This window comes from Lederbergia citrea, assembly GCF_018343525.1.
Taxonomy (GTDB): Bacteria; Bacillota; Bacilli; order Bacillales; family Bacillaceae_C; genus Lederbergia; species Lederbergia citrea.
The window spans coordinates 1-14,131 of sequence record NZ_JAGYPH010000004.1 but is presented as its reverse complement, the minus strand read 5'-3'; the positions used below and the strand labels follow the sequence as shown (position 1 = coordinate 14,131).

14 protein-coding genes and 1 rRNA gene are annotated in these 14,131 nt (G+C 40.7%); 11 read left to right on the top strand and 4 right to left on the bottom strand.

Annotation, left to right across the window (positions count from 1 at the left end; all coding sequences use genetic code 11):
• Nucleotides 1-34 precede the first annotated feature (34 nt).
• Nucleotides 35-1,015, bottom strand: coding sequence for a metal-dependent hydrolase (locus KHA88_RS17245; protein ID WP_213099800.1), 981 nt, complete (start codon nt 1,013-1,015; stop codon nt 35-37).
• A 156-nt stretch (nt 1,016-1,171) separates the two neighbouring features.
• On the opposite strand from KHA88_RS17245, the gene mutY reads away from it, so the two are divergent.
• From mutY to KHA88_RS17220, 5 genes are all read left to right on the top strand, one after another.
• Nucleotides 1,172-2,266, top strand: a complete 1,095-nt coding sequence (gene mutY / locus KHA88_RS17240; RefSeq protein ID WP_249308770.1) for an A/G-specific adenine glycosylase — start codon at nt 1,172-1,174, stop codon at nt 2,264-2,266.
• Nucleotides 2,267-2,329: 63 nt separating this feature from the next.
• The gene (gene fabL / locus KHA88_RS17235; protein WP_213099802.1) at nt 2,330-3,079 is read left to right on the top strand and encodes an enoyl-[acyl-carrier-protein] reductase FabL; all 750 of its coding nucleotides are present in this window, start codon (nt 2,330-2,332) and stop codon (nt 3,077-3,079) included.
• Nucleotides 3,080-3,152: 73 nt separating this feature from the next.
• The gene (locus tag KHA88_RS17230) at nt 3,153-3,452 is read left to right on the top strand and encodes a gamma-type small acid-soluble spore protein (protein WP_213099803.1); all 300 of its coding nucleotides are present in this window, start codon (nt 3,153-3,155) and stop codon (nt 3,450-3,452) included.
• Between the two features lie 218 nt (nt 3,453-3,670).
• The gene (gene ntdP, locus KHA88_RS17225) at nt 3,671-4,198 is read left to right on the top strand and encodes a nucleoside tri-diphosphate phosphatase (protein WP_213099804.1); all 528 of its coding nucleotides are present in this window, start codon (nt 3,671-3,673) and stop codon (nt 4,196-4,198) included.
• 67 nt (nt 4,199-4,265) lie between these two features.
• A complete protein-coding gene (locus tag KHA88_RS17220; RefSeq protein WP_213099805.1) occupies nt 4,266-6,014 on the top strand; it encodes an ABC transporter ATP-binding protein in 1,749 nt (582 codons plus the stop codon).
• Nucleotides 6,015-6,057: 43 nt separating this feature from the next.
• Here the strand turns inward: KHA88_RS17220 and KHA88_RS17215 are convergent, their stop codons facing one another.
• Both KHA88_RS17215 and KHA88_RS17210 read right to left on the bottom strand, forming a co-directional pair.
• Nucleotides 6,058-7,134, bottom strand: a complete 1,077-nt coding sequence (locus tag KHA88_RS17215) for an FUSC family protein (protein WP_213099806.1) — start codon at nt 7,132-7,134, stop codon at nt 6,058-6,060.
• An 83-nt stretch (nt 7,135-7,217) separates the two neighbouring features.
• A complete protein-coding gene (locus KHA88_RS17210; protein ID WP_213099807.1) occupies nt 7,218-8,501 on the bottom strand; it encodes a glutamate-1-semialdehyde 2,1-aminomutase in 1,284 nt (427 codons plus the stop codon).
• Nucleotides 8,502-8,668: 167 nt separating this feature from the next.
• On the opposite strand from KHA88_RS17210, the gene KHA88_RS17205 reads away from it, so the two are divergent.
• From KHA88_RS17205 to perR, 4 genes are all read left to right on the top strand, one after another.
• The gene (locus KHA88_RS17205) at nt 8,669-9,088 is read left to right on the top strand and encodes a potassium channel family protein (RefSeq protein ID WP_213099808.1); all 420 of its coding nucleotides are present in this window, start codon (nt 8,669-8,671) and stop codon (nt 9,086-9,088) included.
• A 67-nt stretch (nt 9,089-9,155) separates the two neighbouring features.
• On the top strand, nt 9,156-9,626 hold the full coding sequence (gene bcp / locus KHA88_RS17200; protein WP_213099809.1) for a thioredoxin-dependent thiol peroxidase: 471 nt from the start codon (nt 9,156-9,158) through the stop codon (nt 9,624-9,626).
• Nucleotides 9,627-9,849: 223 nt separating this feature from the next.
• Nucleotides 9,850-10,398, top strand: coding sequence for a cob(I)yrinic acid a,c-diamide adenosyltransferase (locus KHA88_RS17195; RefSeq protein ID WP_213099810.1), 549 nt, complete (start codon nt 9,850-9,852; stop codon nt 10,396-10,398).
• Between the two features lie 100 nt (nt 10,399-10,498).
• On the top strand, nt 10,499-10,933 hold the full coding sequence (gene perR, locus KHA88_RS17190; RefSeq protein ID WP_213099811.1) for a Fur family transcriptional regulator: 435 nt from the start codon (nt 10,499-10,501) through the stop codon (nt 10,931-10,933).
• A 40-nt stretch (nt 10,934-10,973) separates the two neighbouring features.
• On the opposite strand, the gene KHA88_RS17185 is transcribed toward perR, so the two are convergent.
• The gene (locus tag KHA88_RS17185; protein WP_213099812.1) at nt 10,974-11,324 is read right to left on the bottom strand and encodes a YgzB family protein; all 351 of its coding nucleotides are present in this window, start codon (nt 11,322-11,324) and stop codon (nt 10,974-10,976) included.
• 138 nt (nt 11,325-11,462) lie between these two features.
• Between KHA88_RS17185 and KHA88_RS17180 the strand changes: the two genes are divergently transcribed.
• Together KHA88_RS17180 and KHA88_RS17175 are read left to right on the top strand one after the other, a co-directional pair.
• Nucleotides 11,463-12,338: a nucleotidyltransferase-like protein gene (locus KHA88_RS17180; RefSeq protein WP_213099813.1), complete on the top strand. Its 876-nt coding sequence runs from the start codon at nt 11,463-11,465 to the stop codon at nt 12,336-12,338.
• A 234-nt stretch (nt 12,339-12,572) separates the two neighbouring features.
• Nucleotides 12,573-14,124 (top strand): 16S ribosomal RNA (locus tag KHA88_RS17175).
• Nucleotides 14,125-14,131: the final 7 nt, after the last annotated feature.

Genomic DNA, 14,131 nt, shown 5'->3' with positions numbered 1-14,131 from the left:
TAGGGCTGCATTAAAATTATGTTACATAAGTTTTTTAATCCACTATAACATTTAACTTTTTCCTTAATTTTTCTTCACTGAATATCCAACCTGTATACGATGTAATGATATTAAGCTCTGTATCAAGTTGAACGATTGCAACAAAGGGGTAATGTCCGTTGCTGCGGTATCTTAAATCAATAAAGCGGACTTCATAGTAATGGTTGTATTCACTTATTTCCCAGCGATAGACTGGAGAAAAGGACAAGAATGCAGAGATGTTTTTATCCTTTTTGGCCGTTTCGATAATCGGTGTTTCCGGAACCGGAACACGCTTAAACTTATCAAAAATCGTAATGGAACGCTTAAATGCACGCCCAACATAGAAGCAGTCTTTTGACGTAACAGCAAGCCTCCATTGATTAAAACTCATAGTTGGGGCGATAATAATTTCTTCTGCATCCGGAATTGTTTTTAAAAGTGCGGAACGAACAGTCCGTTGCATGATAAATCTTATTAAATAATAAAAAATTAACACTATATACATGGTGAGAAAAGTTTGGCCCGGTTCCGCACCTAAAATCCATAAGATTATTCCAAGTGCATGAATGCCAAAAATAATCGGATCAAATGTATTAATAATCCCAAGTGCCACCCACTTTGCCGAGAATGGCCTCAATGCCTGCGTGCCGTAAGCGTTGAAAATATCAACGAATACGTGAAGAAACACCGCAGCAAAGGACCACAACCATAGATGAAGCAGGTTTGCCTCTGGGTAAAATAAACTGACGAAAGCTGTTACAACAATCGGCCAAAACAAAACGGCGGGGATCGAATGTGTAACCCCCCGATGATTCCGAATATAAACGGCGTTATTTCTTAGTTTTAGAAAAGTGTCGATATCAGGGATTTGAGAACCGATAATGGCAGCCATGAGGACACTGTGTGAGTTAACGGTGTTTTCCGCAACTACAGGATCCAATGTTGCAAGTCCGCCAATGGCTATCCCCATAACTACATGTGTGGCAGTATCCAATCTAAATCCTCCTCCGGGAAGGTATGTTGTATAACGCTTGCTGTTTTACCATGATATTTTAAAGGGTGCCAAAATGCAATGCATCCTAACTTCGCAGAAGCGGTTATGATCATTATTCCCTAAAAACATAAGAGACTAACATCTGGAGATATGAATATGAACACCAATTTTGATAAAGTAGATATTAAACAATTTCAACATGATTTAATTACCTGGTTCGTAAGAGAGCAACGGGACCTTCCATGGAGAAAAAATGGAGGGGACCCTTATAAAGTTTGGGTTTCCGAAATTATGCTGCAGCAAACGAGAGTTGACACCGTTATTCCTTATTATGAACGATTCTTGGAAAAGTTTCCTACCATTGAATCATTTGCGGAAGCTGATGATGAATCGGTCTTGAAAATTTGGGAAGGGCTTGGCTATTACTCTCGTGTGAGAAACCTTCATTCTGCTGTGAAGGAAGTCGTTCAACATTATGGCGGAAAAGTTCCAGAAACACCTGAGGAGATTTCTAAACTGAAAGGTGTCGGGCCTTATACTGCAGGAGCTGTGCTTAGCATAGCATACGGAGTACCTGAACCGGCAGTGGACGGAAATGTCATGCGAGTACTATCGCGTATCTTGCTTATGTGGGATGATATTGCAAAGCAATCAACTCGAAAGTTGTTTGAAAAAGCGGTTCGTGAGTTAATGTATTATGAAAATCCATCTTACTTTAATCAGGCATTAATGGAACTTGGCGCCTTGATTTGCACACCGACTTCTCCTTCGTGCCTACTTTGCCCTGTTAGGGATCATTGCCAAGCATTCGAAGCCGGTGTCCAAGAAGAATTGCCTGTGAAAACCCGAAAAAAAACCACGAAGCATGTGGAAATTGTTGCGGCAGTCCTAAAAAATAAGGACGATCAATTTTTAATTCGAAAACGTCCAGAAAAAGGCTTACTCGCGAATCTTTGGGAATTTCCCAATGTTGAAGATCATGGTCCCTATGTACAAATGCGGCAAGGTTTAGCGGGATATTTAAAAAATGAATTAGAAATTGATACCGAGCTTGAAACGGGAACTTTTGAAAAAGTAAATCATGTTTTTACTCATTTAACATGGACAATTGATGCTTTTTCAGGCAAACTGATTGGAGATTTCAGTGGTCGTCCAAACTATAAATTAGTATGTAAAGAACAGTTGGAAGAATACGCATTTCCAGTATCACACCAAAAGATTTGGCAAGCGTATAAAAAGCAGTATTTGTGAAATTGTCCAAACTCTATGGGAAGAGGTAAAATAAAGTTATTCAACATTGAAAGGTGGATACATATGAGTAATAAAGTGGCACTTGTAACTGGAAGCAGCAGAGGGGTAGGGAAAGCTGCCGCAATTGCATTAGCCAAACAAGGCTATGATATTGTTGTAAACTATGCGCGGAGTAAGAAAGCAGCGCTTGAAACAGTAGAGGAAATTGAAAAGCTTGGAAGAAAAGCATTCCTAGTTAGAGCAAATGTTGGCGATGTAGAAAAAATAAAAGCAATGTTCCAAGAAATTGACAAGGAATTCGGCCGGCTTGACGTATTAATCAACAATGCTGCATCAGGTGTATTACGACCAGCAATGGAGCTGGAGGAATCGCACTGGGATTGGACAATGAATATTAACAGTAAAGCGTTACTGTTTTGTGCCCAAGAAGCGGCAAAGTTGATGGACCGCAATGGCGGCGGGAAAATTGTTAGCCTTAGTTCACTTGGTTCAATTCGTTATTTGGAAAATTACACGACTGTGGGAGTTTCCAAAGCAGCAGTTGAAGCATTGACTCGTTATTTGGCAGTAGAGCTTTCCGAGAAAAACATCGTTGTGAATGCCGTGTCAGGAGGAGCAATTGATACTGACGCGCTGAAACATTTTCCAAATCGCGAAGAGTTATTGGAAGATGCAAGAAAAAATACTCCGGCCGGGCGTATGGTGGAAATTGATGATATTATCAAAACGATTATGTTTTTAGTTTCTGATGATGCCTCAATGATTAGGGGCCAAACAATTATTGTTGATGGTGGCCGCTCTATTCTTGTTTAAAAATTTTCAAAAAAAGTTTGGATAACAACTTCCACGTTTGGTTACATTAACAAACGTGGAGGTGAGAACACAAATGAAGAAAGCTAATAAAACACAATCTGGCACAAATATTCAACAAGTAAGACAACAAAATGCACAATCCTCTAGTGGTGGTGCAGGCGCTTATGGAACTGAATTCGGAAGCGAAACGAATGTGCAACAAGTAAGACAACAAAACGCACAATCAGCTAGAAGTGGTGCGGGTGCTGCAGGTGCTCAAGGAGCCTTCGGAACTGAATTCGCAAGCGAAACTGATGCACAACAAGTAAGACAACAAAACCAACAAGCTGAAGCAAAAAAAGCGAAAAACTCTGGCAATTTTGGCCAACAGTAATGAAATGTAAAACAAGGAGCCGTCCTTTTTATAAGGGGCAGCTCCTTGTTTTTTTATTTCATTTGCTTATTAAATCGCATTTGTTTTAAAAGTAGGGGTAAACCGTTATAATAATAAAATAACTACTATCATTCGTTTTTCACAAAAAGTATTTGTCATTATAAAATATTGATCATACATATAGGCTGGACCTTTTAGATCAGAAAGTAGGGGAGACGATGGGTATTCCCGTGGAAGGTGAAAACATTCAAATCCATAGTTATAAACATGATGGAAATATTCACCGGATTTGGGATGAAACAAAAGTATTAAAAGCAACGAAACATCTAGTCATCGGTGGAAATGACCGTACTCTTGTGACTGAATCCGACGGTAGGACATGGGTTACTCGTGAGCCTTCAATTTGTTATTTCCATACGGATCTATGGTTTAATATTATTTCCATGATTAGGGAAGACGGGATTTATTATTATTGCAATCTTGGTTCTCCCTATGTTTATGACCATGAAGCATTAAAATATATCGATTATGATTTAGATGTGAAGGTGTATCCCGATATGACGTTTACACTGCTTGATGAGGATGAATATGAATATCACAGGATGCAGATGGGCTATCCGGATGTGATTGACCATATTTTAAAAGAGAACGTTGACAAGCTCGTACGTTGGATCAGGCAACGCAAGGGACCTTTCTCACCGGATTTTATCGATACATGGTATGATCGATATTTAATGTACCGTTAATAAAAACGGAGGGCCTGTTGGTTTTGTGTCAACAGGTTTTGTTTTTTGAAAACAAGGAGGGTGACATTTGGGGGTCATCAAGAGATATTTACAATTCGTTAAACCTTATCGTTGGAAAATTATTGGGACGCTTTTTATTGGAATTATCAAATTCGCTATCCCGCTTTTAATTCCTATGCTCATGAAGTACGTTATTGATGATGTCATAGGTGCTGATGCACTTTCACCAGACGAAAAGACATCGAAATTAATGATGACTATGGGGGCTATGCTCCTTTTATTTGTTATCGTTAGGCCACCTGTCGAATATTACCGCCAATACTTCGCTCAATGGACGGCAAGCAAAATCTTATATGATATTCGTGATCGTCTTTTCACTCATATTCAAAAATTGAGCTTTAAATTTTACTCAAACACTCGTGCGGGTGAAGTGATTTCAAGGGTTATCAATGATGTAGAACAAACTAAGGATTTTGTCATTACTGGTTTGATGAATTTATGGCTTGATGCCGCTACTGTAATCATTGCCATTGCTATCATGGTAACAATGGATGTACCGCTAACATTCGTGTCACTCGCGGTTTTTCCACTTTATATTATTTCAGTCCGTTATTTTTTCGGCAATTTGCGAAAATTAACGCGTGCACGTTCACAGGCTCTCGCCGAGGTGCAAAGCTATTTGCATGAACGAGTGGCGGGGATGTCTGTCATTAAAAGCTTTGCGATCGAGGATCATGAACAAAAACAATTTGATAAAAATAATGCTAATTTTCTTAATAAAGCGTTAGTGCATACGAGTTGGACTGCAAAAGCATTCTCAGTCGTCAACACTATTACGGATCTTGCTCCGCTCATCGTCATTGCTTATGCAGGGTATCAAGTGATCCATGGAAACCTATCTATTGGAACGCTCGTTGCTTTTATGGGGTATGTTGAAAGGCTGTATAATCCTCTAAGAAGACTCGTCAATTCATCGACTACGCTCACTCAAGCAATCGCTTCGATGGACCGCGTATTTGATTTAATAGATGAGAAGTATGATATAGATGATGCTCCAGATGCAGTTGAAGTGAAAAAGGTTAACGGAAATATCCGTCTTGATAACGTAACGTTTGCTTACGATGAAAAAGAAAAACCTGTTTTACACGATATTAATCTTGATGTAAGAGCTGGAGAAACAATCGCCTTCGTCGGGATGAGTGGTGGGGGGAAATCTTCCCTAGTCAGCTTGATACCTAGATTTTATGACGTTACAAAAGGACAAGTTTTACTGGATGGTACGGATATTCGCAAGTTCAAAGTTCGTAGCCTTCGCGATAAAATCGGGATGGTATTACAGGATAATATTTTATTTAGTGAATCAGTGAAAACGAACATTTTGCTTGGAAAACCCGAAAGCACAGATGAAGAAGTATATAGGGCGGCGAAAGCAGCAAACGCACACGAGTTTATCACGGACCTCCCATATGGTTACGATACAAAAGTAGGCGAACGTGGAGTGAAATTATCCGGTGGACAAAAGCAACGGGTGGCCATCGCTCGAGTATTTTTAAAAAATCCGCCAATCTTGATTTTAGATGAAGCCACTTCGGCGCTAGATTTGGAAAGTGAAGCGCTCATCCAAGAAGCAATAGAAAAGCTTGCAAAGGACCGGACGACATTAATTATCGCCCACCGATTATCAACGATCACCCACGCAGATAGAATTGTCTTGATAGAACATGGACAAATAACCGAAGTGGGGACTCATGAAGAGTTGATGACGAAAAAAGGCAATTACTATCAATTATTTCAAGTTCAACAATTGGATATGTAAGAAAAGAAAAGCTCTGGGAGGAATATGTCCTCACAGAGCTTTCTTATATATCCTCAATATTAACTTGGTTATCTTTTTTATGATACTTTTGGAAGGTTTGAATCAATTTATCTAAATACTCAAGCTGCTCTTCGTATTCTATGATAGCAGAAAGAATATGCATTAAATGGTATGGTTGAAATTCATCTTCCACTTCAATTTTTTTGATTTCCTTTATAAAGGCATCCATGAGTTGATTTCTATTGAAAATACTTTGGTTTAATATATCTAGCTCCGCTTCTGAGCGGACACGCCCCAAAAATTTCAAATGCAGTTGCTCGTGATAGCTTAGCAAATAGTCCAGTCTTTCCCGTGTGTGCATTTGCAAAGACTCAGGTAACTGATGCAAAATATTTTCGTAGCGGTACTGTAGTTTTAGTAACTCAAAACTTTTTTGAGTCACTTGGATCATTTGCCTGTAAATGACGAGTTTTCGTCTTTTTGAAAACTCATATTTCTTAAAATAGCGCCGTTCTTCTTGATACATTGCATATAATTGATTGATACTGCCAATTCGACCTTTAATTTTTCCAAGATCTTTTTTTAGCAGTCTGTCTTCAGATGCAAATCTTGTAGTCAGCCTAATCCATTTAATGATATCTTCCGTCACACCAGAAATCCCTTGAAAGAGTTTTGTTTCATATTTTGGTGGTATGAAAATTAGATTGACAGCAAAGGAAGACATGATTCCAAGTAAAATAGATGAAGAGCGAAGCAGAGAGAATTGCAGAAAATCTTCAACAGGTGCTTCCATAATAGCAATGATTGTCACAAGTGCTAGTCGGATTGAGCTCTCCAATTTCAATTTAACCATTATAATAATCGCGATAATCGCTGCAAAACCAATGATAAATAAATGATTGCCGAATAATAGAACGCAAGTGATTGCAATGACGGCTCCGATAATATTTCCCTGAATTTGATCAATCACCGATAAATAAGAACGATAAATAGTGGGCTGTATTGCAAATATAGCGGCAATCCCGGCAAAAACAGGTGCAGGGATTTCAAGAAGCTGTGCAACGTATAGCGCCAACGTAATGGCAATTCCCGTTTTTAACATGCGGGCACCAAGCTTCATAATATAAAATTCCTTTCTAATGTCATCTTCCCAAGTGGATGAAAATTTCGGTATCTAGTTCCAGCGCCAAGGCGCTTCCACTTTTATGATTTAAAAGCATTTTCAACTGCTGTAATCGTTTCTTTAATATCTTCTTCTGTATGAGCTGTCGTAATAAACCAAGCTTCATATTTAGAAGGAGCAAGATTAATTCCCTGATGGAGCATACGCTTAAAAAATGTAGCAAATAATTCGCCGTCTGTTGCTTCTGCCTGATCATAGTTTACTACTTTTTCGCGTGTAAAATAAATGGTCAAGGCACCTTTTAAGCGATTGACGGTAATCGGAGCATTATATTTTTCAGCTGCTTCCAATATACCTTTTTCCAGCATAGCACCAAGATGATCAAGCTGGTCATATACACCCGGTTGCTGTAAAACTTCCAGGCAAGCGATACCAGCCAACATGGATGCTGGATTTCCAGCCATTGTTCCTGCTTGATATGCAGGTCCTAGTGGAGCGACTTTTTCCATGATATCCTTCCTGCCGCCATAAGCGCCAATCGGCAAACCACCACCAATAATCTTACCAAGTGCGGTCAAGTCAGGAATGACTCCCAACATATTTTGTGCTCCGCCATACATAAAGCGAAATGCCGTGATTACTTCATCAAAAATAAGCAACGCTCCTGATGCATGGGCGATTTTCTTTACTTCTTCAAGGAAACCAGGCATTGGTTCAACGATGCCAAAATTACCAACAATGGGTTCTGCGAGAACGGCTGCGATTTCATTTCCCCATTTATCCATCGCTTCCCGGTAAGCATCGATATCATTAAAGGGAACAGTAATAACTTCCTTTGCAATGCTTTTTGGCACACCGGCAGAATCGGGCATGCCAAGCTGGGACGGCCCTGAACCGGCTGCAACGAGCACCAAATCTGAATGCCCATGGTAGCAGCCCGCAAATTTTAATATTTTATCTCTTCCGGTAAATGCCCGAGCAACCCGAATCGTTGTCATGACAGCTTCAGTCCCTGAATTAACAAATCGTACTTTGTCTAGAGATGGCATCGCTTCTTTAATCATTTTGGCAAACTTAACTTCATGGGCCGTCGGAGTGCCGTATAATACACCCGTTTCTGCGGCCACTTTTATTGCTTCTGTAATATGGGGATGTGCGTGCCCTGTAATGATGGGGCCATATGCAGCTAAATAATCGATGTAGCGGTTGCCATCCACATCATACAAATAAGCGCCTTCTCCCTTTTCCATTGCGATAGGGGAGCCTCCGCCCACTGCTTTATAGGAACGTGAAGGGCTATTGACTCCGCCGACAATATGTTCAAGTGCTTCATTATGTAAGTCTTCAGATTTAGAAAAGTTCATCATAATTCCTCCTGTGCTTATCAAACCTTCCTATATATTGTAGTGGTTCAAACAATTCAGCGCAAATATAGCACGAAAACCTGGTAAGGTATTTGTATGCCTTGGTCATAGAGCGTAAAACAATAGCGTAAAATGAATGGACAAGAATAGAAGAGGTGATCTTCTCTTTGTGGTATATCATTTTTTTTGCAATCGTTGTGTGCATTTTTATGGCGCTTAAAAATTTGTTTTTTCCAGAAAGATTTAACTATAAGCAAGTGTCATTTGAAAATTTTGTCTTCCTTGCATTTACTTACGCCGTCATCGTCATTGGTTTCGGACTTCTTTTCTTAATGTTTGAAATAAGGGGATGGCATCTTATCATTGATTCAGGTGCCATTATGAGTGGAAGCTGGAATCATCAGCTTGGAACTGCATTATATTTAAGTGCGATCACTCTTTTTTCTGTCGGCTACGGTGATGTAGTACCTATTGGTATCGGCAGGCTTCTCGTTATGATTGAAGCCTTGATTGGCTATACGATTCCAGCAGCATTTGTCGTCCGGACTTTTATTGATTACGAACCAGCGCACCGTCAAAAGAAATAGGTTAGTTGTATTTCTAGTTCGCTTTCTGTACGCTAATTAAAGATAGTATGAACAGGAGGCGTTAATGATGACTTTAATATTAAATGAAAAGGCTCCGGATTTCCGATTGCCAGCAAGCAATGGCGAGGAAATTGCACTTGCGGATTTTCAAGGAAAAAAACATATAGTCCTTTATTTTTATCCAAAGGATATGACACCGGGATGCACAACACAAGCATGTGATTTTCGCGATATGCATGCGGATTTTTCTGCTTTAGACGCGGTGATTTTAGGGGTCAGTCCCGATCCGTTGAATAAGCACGAAAAATTTGTTGAGAAGCACGGTCTGCCTTTTTTACTGTTAGTTGATGAAAATCATGAAGCTGCAGAGAAATACGGCGTATGGAAATTGAAAAAGATGTTTGGTAAAGAGTATATGGGGATTGAGCGTTCTACTTTTATTATCGATAAAGAAGGAAAGCTTGTAAAGGAATGGCGAAAGGTTAAAGTGAAAAGGCACGTCGAAGAAGCTTTAGAGTTTATAAAGGAAAAACTCTAAGCCTATTTTTCAATAATCCCGGCAGTTGTCCATGCTAAAAAGATGAAGCAGCATATTGTATATTAGGGCATACCTCCTCAAAGAAATAATTTCGGGCCAATTTTATTGGCCCTTTTTTTATGCATTTATCAGGGTTTTTTATTACATAAGAGAATTAATAACTGGCAGATGCTAAAATATAATATAGAAGCATAATGTTTATTTCAATTGGGGGGGATAATACATGAAGATTTATACAAAATCAGGTGACAAAGGAACAACATCATTAATATACGGCGAGCGGATTTCCAAAAATGATACTCGTGTCGAAGCATATGGAACATGTGATGAAGCAAATTCTATGATTGGGCTTGCCCTTAGTTTCTTGGTAAATGAAAAGGCTACAGAAGTGGAAGAAGTTCGGTCGGTTCTTTATCAAATTCAAACTAACCTATTTCATGTCGGTGCCGAGCTAGCTACGCCTAGAGGAAAAGAAGTAAAGTGGAAGCTTCAGGAAACTGATATAGAAGAATTAGAAAAGTTCATTGATAAATGGGATGCAACCCTTCCGCAATTAAGAAATTTCATCCTTCCAGGAGGTCATCCAGCAGGAGCAGCCCTTCATACAGCGAGGACGGTCATCCGAAGAGCTGAAAGATGCGCAGTGGCAATTGAAAATAGTAATCCACTTGTCCTTTCATATTTAAATCGATTATCCGATTTCCTTTTTGTAGCGGCGAGATTCGTAAATGATAAGCTGGGAGCTGTGGAAACTAAACTGCATGATCGTTAAGAAAGAGAAAATATTGACAAGAATGTACTTTTATTAGTACACTATTTATAAGAATTACAATTAGAGAATGAATTTCTTTTTAGAAAAGAGGTGCATGGCGATGTCAGATATTCAATTGAAAGAGGCCATTCATACATTGAAAGAGACGGGAGTCCGGATAACACCTCAGCGTCATGCGATTTTGGAATATTTGATTCAGTCAATGTCACATCCGACTGCAGACGATATTTATAAATCACTTGAAGGCAAATTTCCAAACATGAGTGTCGCAACAGTTTATAATAATTTACGCGTATTTCGTGAAGTTGGCCTAGTTAAGGAGCTAACGTATGGGGATGCATCAAGTAGATTTGACTTTGTAACATCAGACCATTATCACATTATATGTGACGATTGCGGCAAAATTGTTGACTTCCATTATCCTGGGCTAGACGAAGTAGAGCATCTAGCGGCTCATGTAACAGGCTTCGAGGTAGGCCATCATCGTTTAGAAATTTACGGAACCTGCCCAGAGTGCAGCAAAGGCACACATTAAAAACAAAAAGGATTGCCCACTATATGTGGAGCAATCCTTTTTAATTCTGCTTTTTATTATATTTTTCATCGAATTCTTTACCAACAAGATTGGGATCTACAGTTAATGGTTCACGGCAATACATACACATGTCAACCCTACCCAATATCTTGGTGGGCTTATTGCAATTGGGACAAACTACTTGAACAGCCTTCGTGGAAAGCATGCCTATCCAAAAGTAAACCAGTGTACTTGCGATGATTGCCAAGAGTCCGAGTATCATGAAAAGCGTCATGACGATTGGATGACTCTTGAAGAAAATCCCGAAATACATGATAATGAACCCGATAAATACTAAACTTAATGCAAACGAGCGTATTTTATTAATTTTATTTGAATACTTTTTTGCCATTTAAAGCCCTCCCGAAAGTAAACTATATCATATAAAAATGAAAACATCCCAATAATTTGAGACGATTAAATGAACAAGCAGGAGATAAATACAAGTTTGTCGAAATAAGAGATGAACTATTTATTTGGGGGAATTGAAATGGAAGACATCCTAAGGCCAATCTACCAGGAAAGGGCAAGTCAGAGCGATACTTTAGGTATCTTAAAGATTGAAAAGAAACATAAAATTGCTACACTCACGGATACTTTCGATGTGATTTTATTAATGGTTGTTAAGGAACAAGGTAATCCTGTCTTCATTAAACACTATCAATATGAAGGAAAGAAAGCGGCGCTTCATATTGTTGAAGAACGTCAACTACAGGAATGGCTGTTGCTTGGATCCAACCGTAAAATTGTCGAATGGTTATATGAAGGAAAAATTTTATTTGATCGAAATGAATATATGGAAAAGCTAAGAACAGAACTTCAGGATTTTCCCTTTTATGGCCGAAAAATAAAAATCGGTTTGGAATTTGCCAAATTAATTAGAAGATATTTGGATGGAAAAGATTTTTTTGAAAACGGTCATTATTTAGATGCCTACAACCACATTGTTCATTCTTTACATCACTTAGGAAGACTTGCGATCATTGAGGATGGATTTCATCCGGAACTGACAGTCTGGAATCAAGTTAAGCAAATTGAACCTGAAATTTTTAAATTATATGAAGAACTAGTAAAAAGCGAAGAATCAATAGAAAAAAGACTGGAACTCCTATTCCTTGCGAGTGAGTTCTTAATTTATTCCAGATCGTCTGTTGGCGCAGCCCATCTATTAGAAGTACTAGAGAACCATCCGCAGTGGAGTATTGAAGAAATTTCATCCCATCCTGAAATAGTACATTATGGTGTTGACCTAGGCATCTTCCTTGAGTATCTAATAGAAAAAGATTTTATCGAAACGGTAGATGTTGAAACAAAAGGGCAGGGAATATACCATCGTTGCTATCAAGTGAAACAAAAAAAGAATTAAATTCAACTTTTCTATTGACGAAGTGATTTATCGGTGTTATAGTAGTAAACGTCGCTGCTGAGACATTGAAAACGCAGCGGCGAGAGTTGAAAAAAGTTCTTGACTTTCAATTCCGAGTCTGTTACAATAAAAGAGTCGCTGTCAGAGGCGAACCTGTTTGATCTTTGAAAACTGAACGAAACGAAACGTCAACAAGTAATTTTTGTAAGACCAGCAAATGAGCTAACAAACTACTTTTATGAGAGTTTGATCCTGGCTCAGGACGAACGCTGGCGGCGTGCCTAATACATGCAAGTCGAGCGGATCTTTGGGAGCTTGCTCCCAAAGATTAGCGGCGGACGGGTGAGTAACACGTGGGCAACCTGCCTGTAAGACTGGGATAACTTCGGGAAACCGGAGCTAATACCGGATAACTTCTTTTCTCGCATGAGGAGAGGTTGAAAGATGGCTTCGGCTATCACTTACAGATGGGCCCGCGGCGCATTAGCTAGTTGGTGAGGTAACGGCTCACCAAGGCAACGATGCGTAGCCGACCTGAGAGGGTGATCGGCCACACTGGGACTGAGACACGGCCCAGACTCCTACGGGAGGCAGCAGTAGGGAATCTTCCGCAATGGACGAAAGTCTGACGGAGCAACGCCGCGTGAGTGATGAAGGTCTTCGGATCGTAAAACTCTGTTATCAGGGAAGAACAAGTATCGGAGTAACTGCCGGTACCTTGACGGTACCTGACCAGAAAGCCACGGCTAACTACGTGCCAGCAGCCGCGGTAATACGTAGGTGGCAAGCGTTGTCCGGAATTATTGGGCGTAAAGCGCGCGCAGGCGGTCTCTTAAGTCTGATGTGAAAGCCCACGGCTCAACCGTGGAGGGTCATTGGAAACTGGGAGACTTGAGTGCAGAAGAGAAGAGCGGAATTCCACGTGTAGCGGTGAAATGCGTAGAGATGTGGGGGAACACCAGTGGCGAAGGCGGCTCTTTGGTCTGTAACTGACGCTGAGGCGCGAAAGCGTGGGGAGCGAACAGGATTAGATACCCTGGTAGTCCACGCCGTAAACGATGAGTGCTAAGTGTTAGAGGGTTTCCGCCCTTTAGTGCTGCAGCAAACGCATTAAGCACTCCGCCTGGGGAGTACGGCCGCAAGGCTGAAACTCAAAGGAATTGACGGGGGCCCGCACAAGCGGTGGAGCATGTGGTTTAATTCGAAGCAACGCGAAGAACCTTACCAGGTCTTGACATCCTTTTGCCCTCCCTAGAGATAGGGATTTCCCTTCGGGGACAAAAGTGACAGGTGGTGCATGGTTGTCGTCAGCTCGTGTCGTGAGATGTTGGGTTAAGTCCCGCAACGAGCGCAACCCTTGACCTTAGTTGCCAGCATTCAGTTGGGCACTCTAAGGTGACTGCCGGTGACAAACCGGAGGAAGGTGGGGATGACGTCAAATCATCATGCCCCTTATGACCTGGGCTACACACGTGCTACAATGGATGGTACAAAGGGTTGCGAGACCGCGAGGTTTAGCTAATCCCATAAAACCATTCTCAGTTCGGATTGCAGGCTGCAACTCGCCTGCATGAAGCCGGAATCGCTAGTAATCGCGGATCAGCATGCCGCGGTGAATACGTTCCCGGGCCTTGTACACACCGCCCGTCACACCACGAGAGTTTGTAACACCCGAAGTCGGTGGGGTAACCCTTACGGGAGCCAGCCGCCGAAGGTGGGACAGATGATTGGGGTGAAGTCGTAACAAGGTAGCCGTATCGGAAGGTGCGGCTGGATCACCTCCTTTCTAAGGA

Coding starts and splice junctions, on each gene's coding strand:
- KHA88_RS17210 (WP_213099807.1), bottom strand. CDS start 8,501: ATGAACTTTTCTAAATCTGAAGACTTACATAATGAAGCACTTGAACAT.
- bcp (WP_213099809.1), top strand. CDS start 9,156: ATGACTTTAATATTAAATGAAAAGGCTCCGGATTTCCGATTGCCAGCA.
- KHA88_RS17185 (WP_213099812.1), bottom strand. CDS start 11,324: ATGGCAAAAAAGTATTCAAATAAAATTAATAAAATACGCTCGTTTGCA.
- KHA88_RS17215 (WP_213099806.1), bottom strand. CDS start 7,134: ATGAAGCTTGGTGCCCGCATGTTAAAAACGGGAATTGCCATTACGTTG.
- fabL (WP_213099802.1), top strand. CDS start 2,330: ATGAGTAATAAAGTGGCACTTGTAACTGGAAGCAGCAGAGGGGTAGGG.
- KHA88_RS17230 (WP_213099803.1), top strand. CDS start 3,153: ATGAAGAAAGCTAATAAAACACAATCTGGCACAAATATTCAACAAGTA.
- perR (WP_213099811.1), top strand. CDS start 10,499: ATGTCAGATATTCAATTGAAAGAGGCCATTCATACATTGAAAGAGACG.
- mutY (WP_249308770.1), top strand. CDS start 1,172: ATGAACACCAATTTTGATAAAGTAGATATTAAACAATTTCAACATGAT.
- KHA88_RS17180 (WP_213099813.1), top strand. CDS start 11,463: ATGGAAGACATCCTAAGGCCAATCTACCAGGAAAGGGCAAGTCAGAGC.
- ntdP (WP_213099804.1), top strand. CDS start 3,671: ATGGGTATTCCCGTGGAAGGTGAAAACATTCAAATCCATAGTTATAAA.
- KHA88_RS17195 (WP_213099810.1), top strand. CDS start 9,850: ATGAAGATTTATACAAAATCAGGTGACAAAGGAACAACATCATTAATA.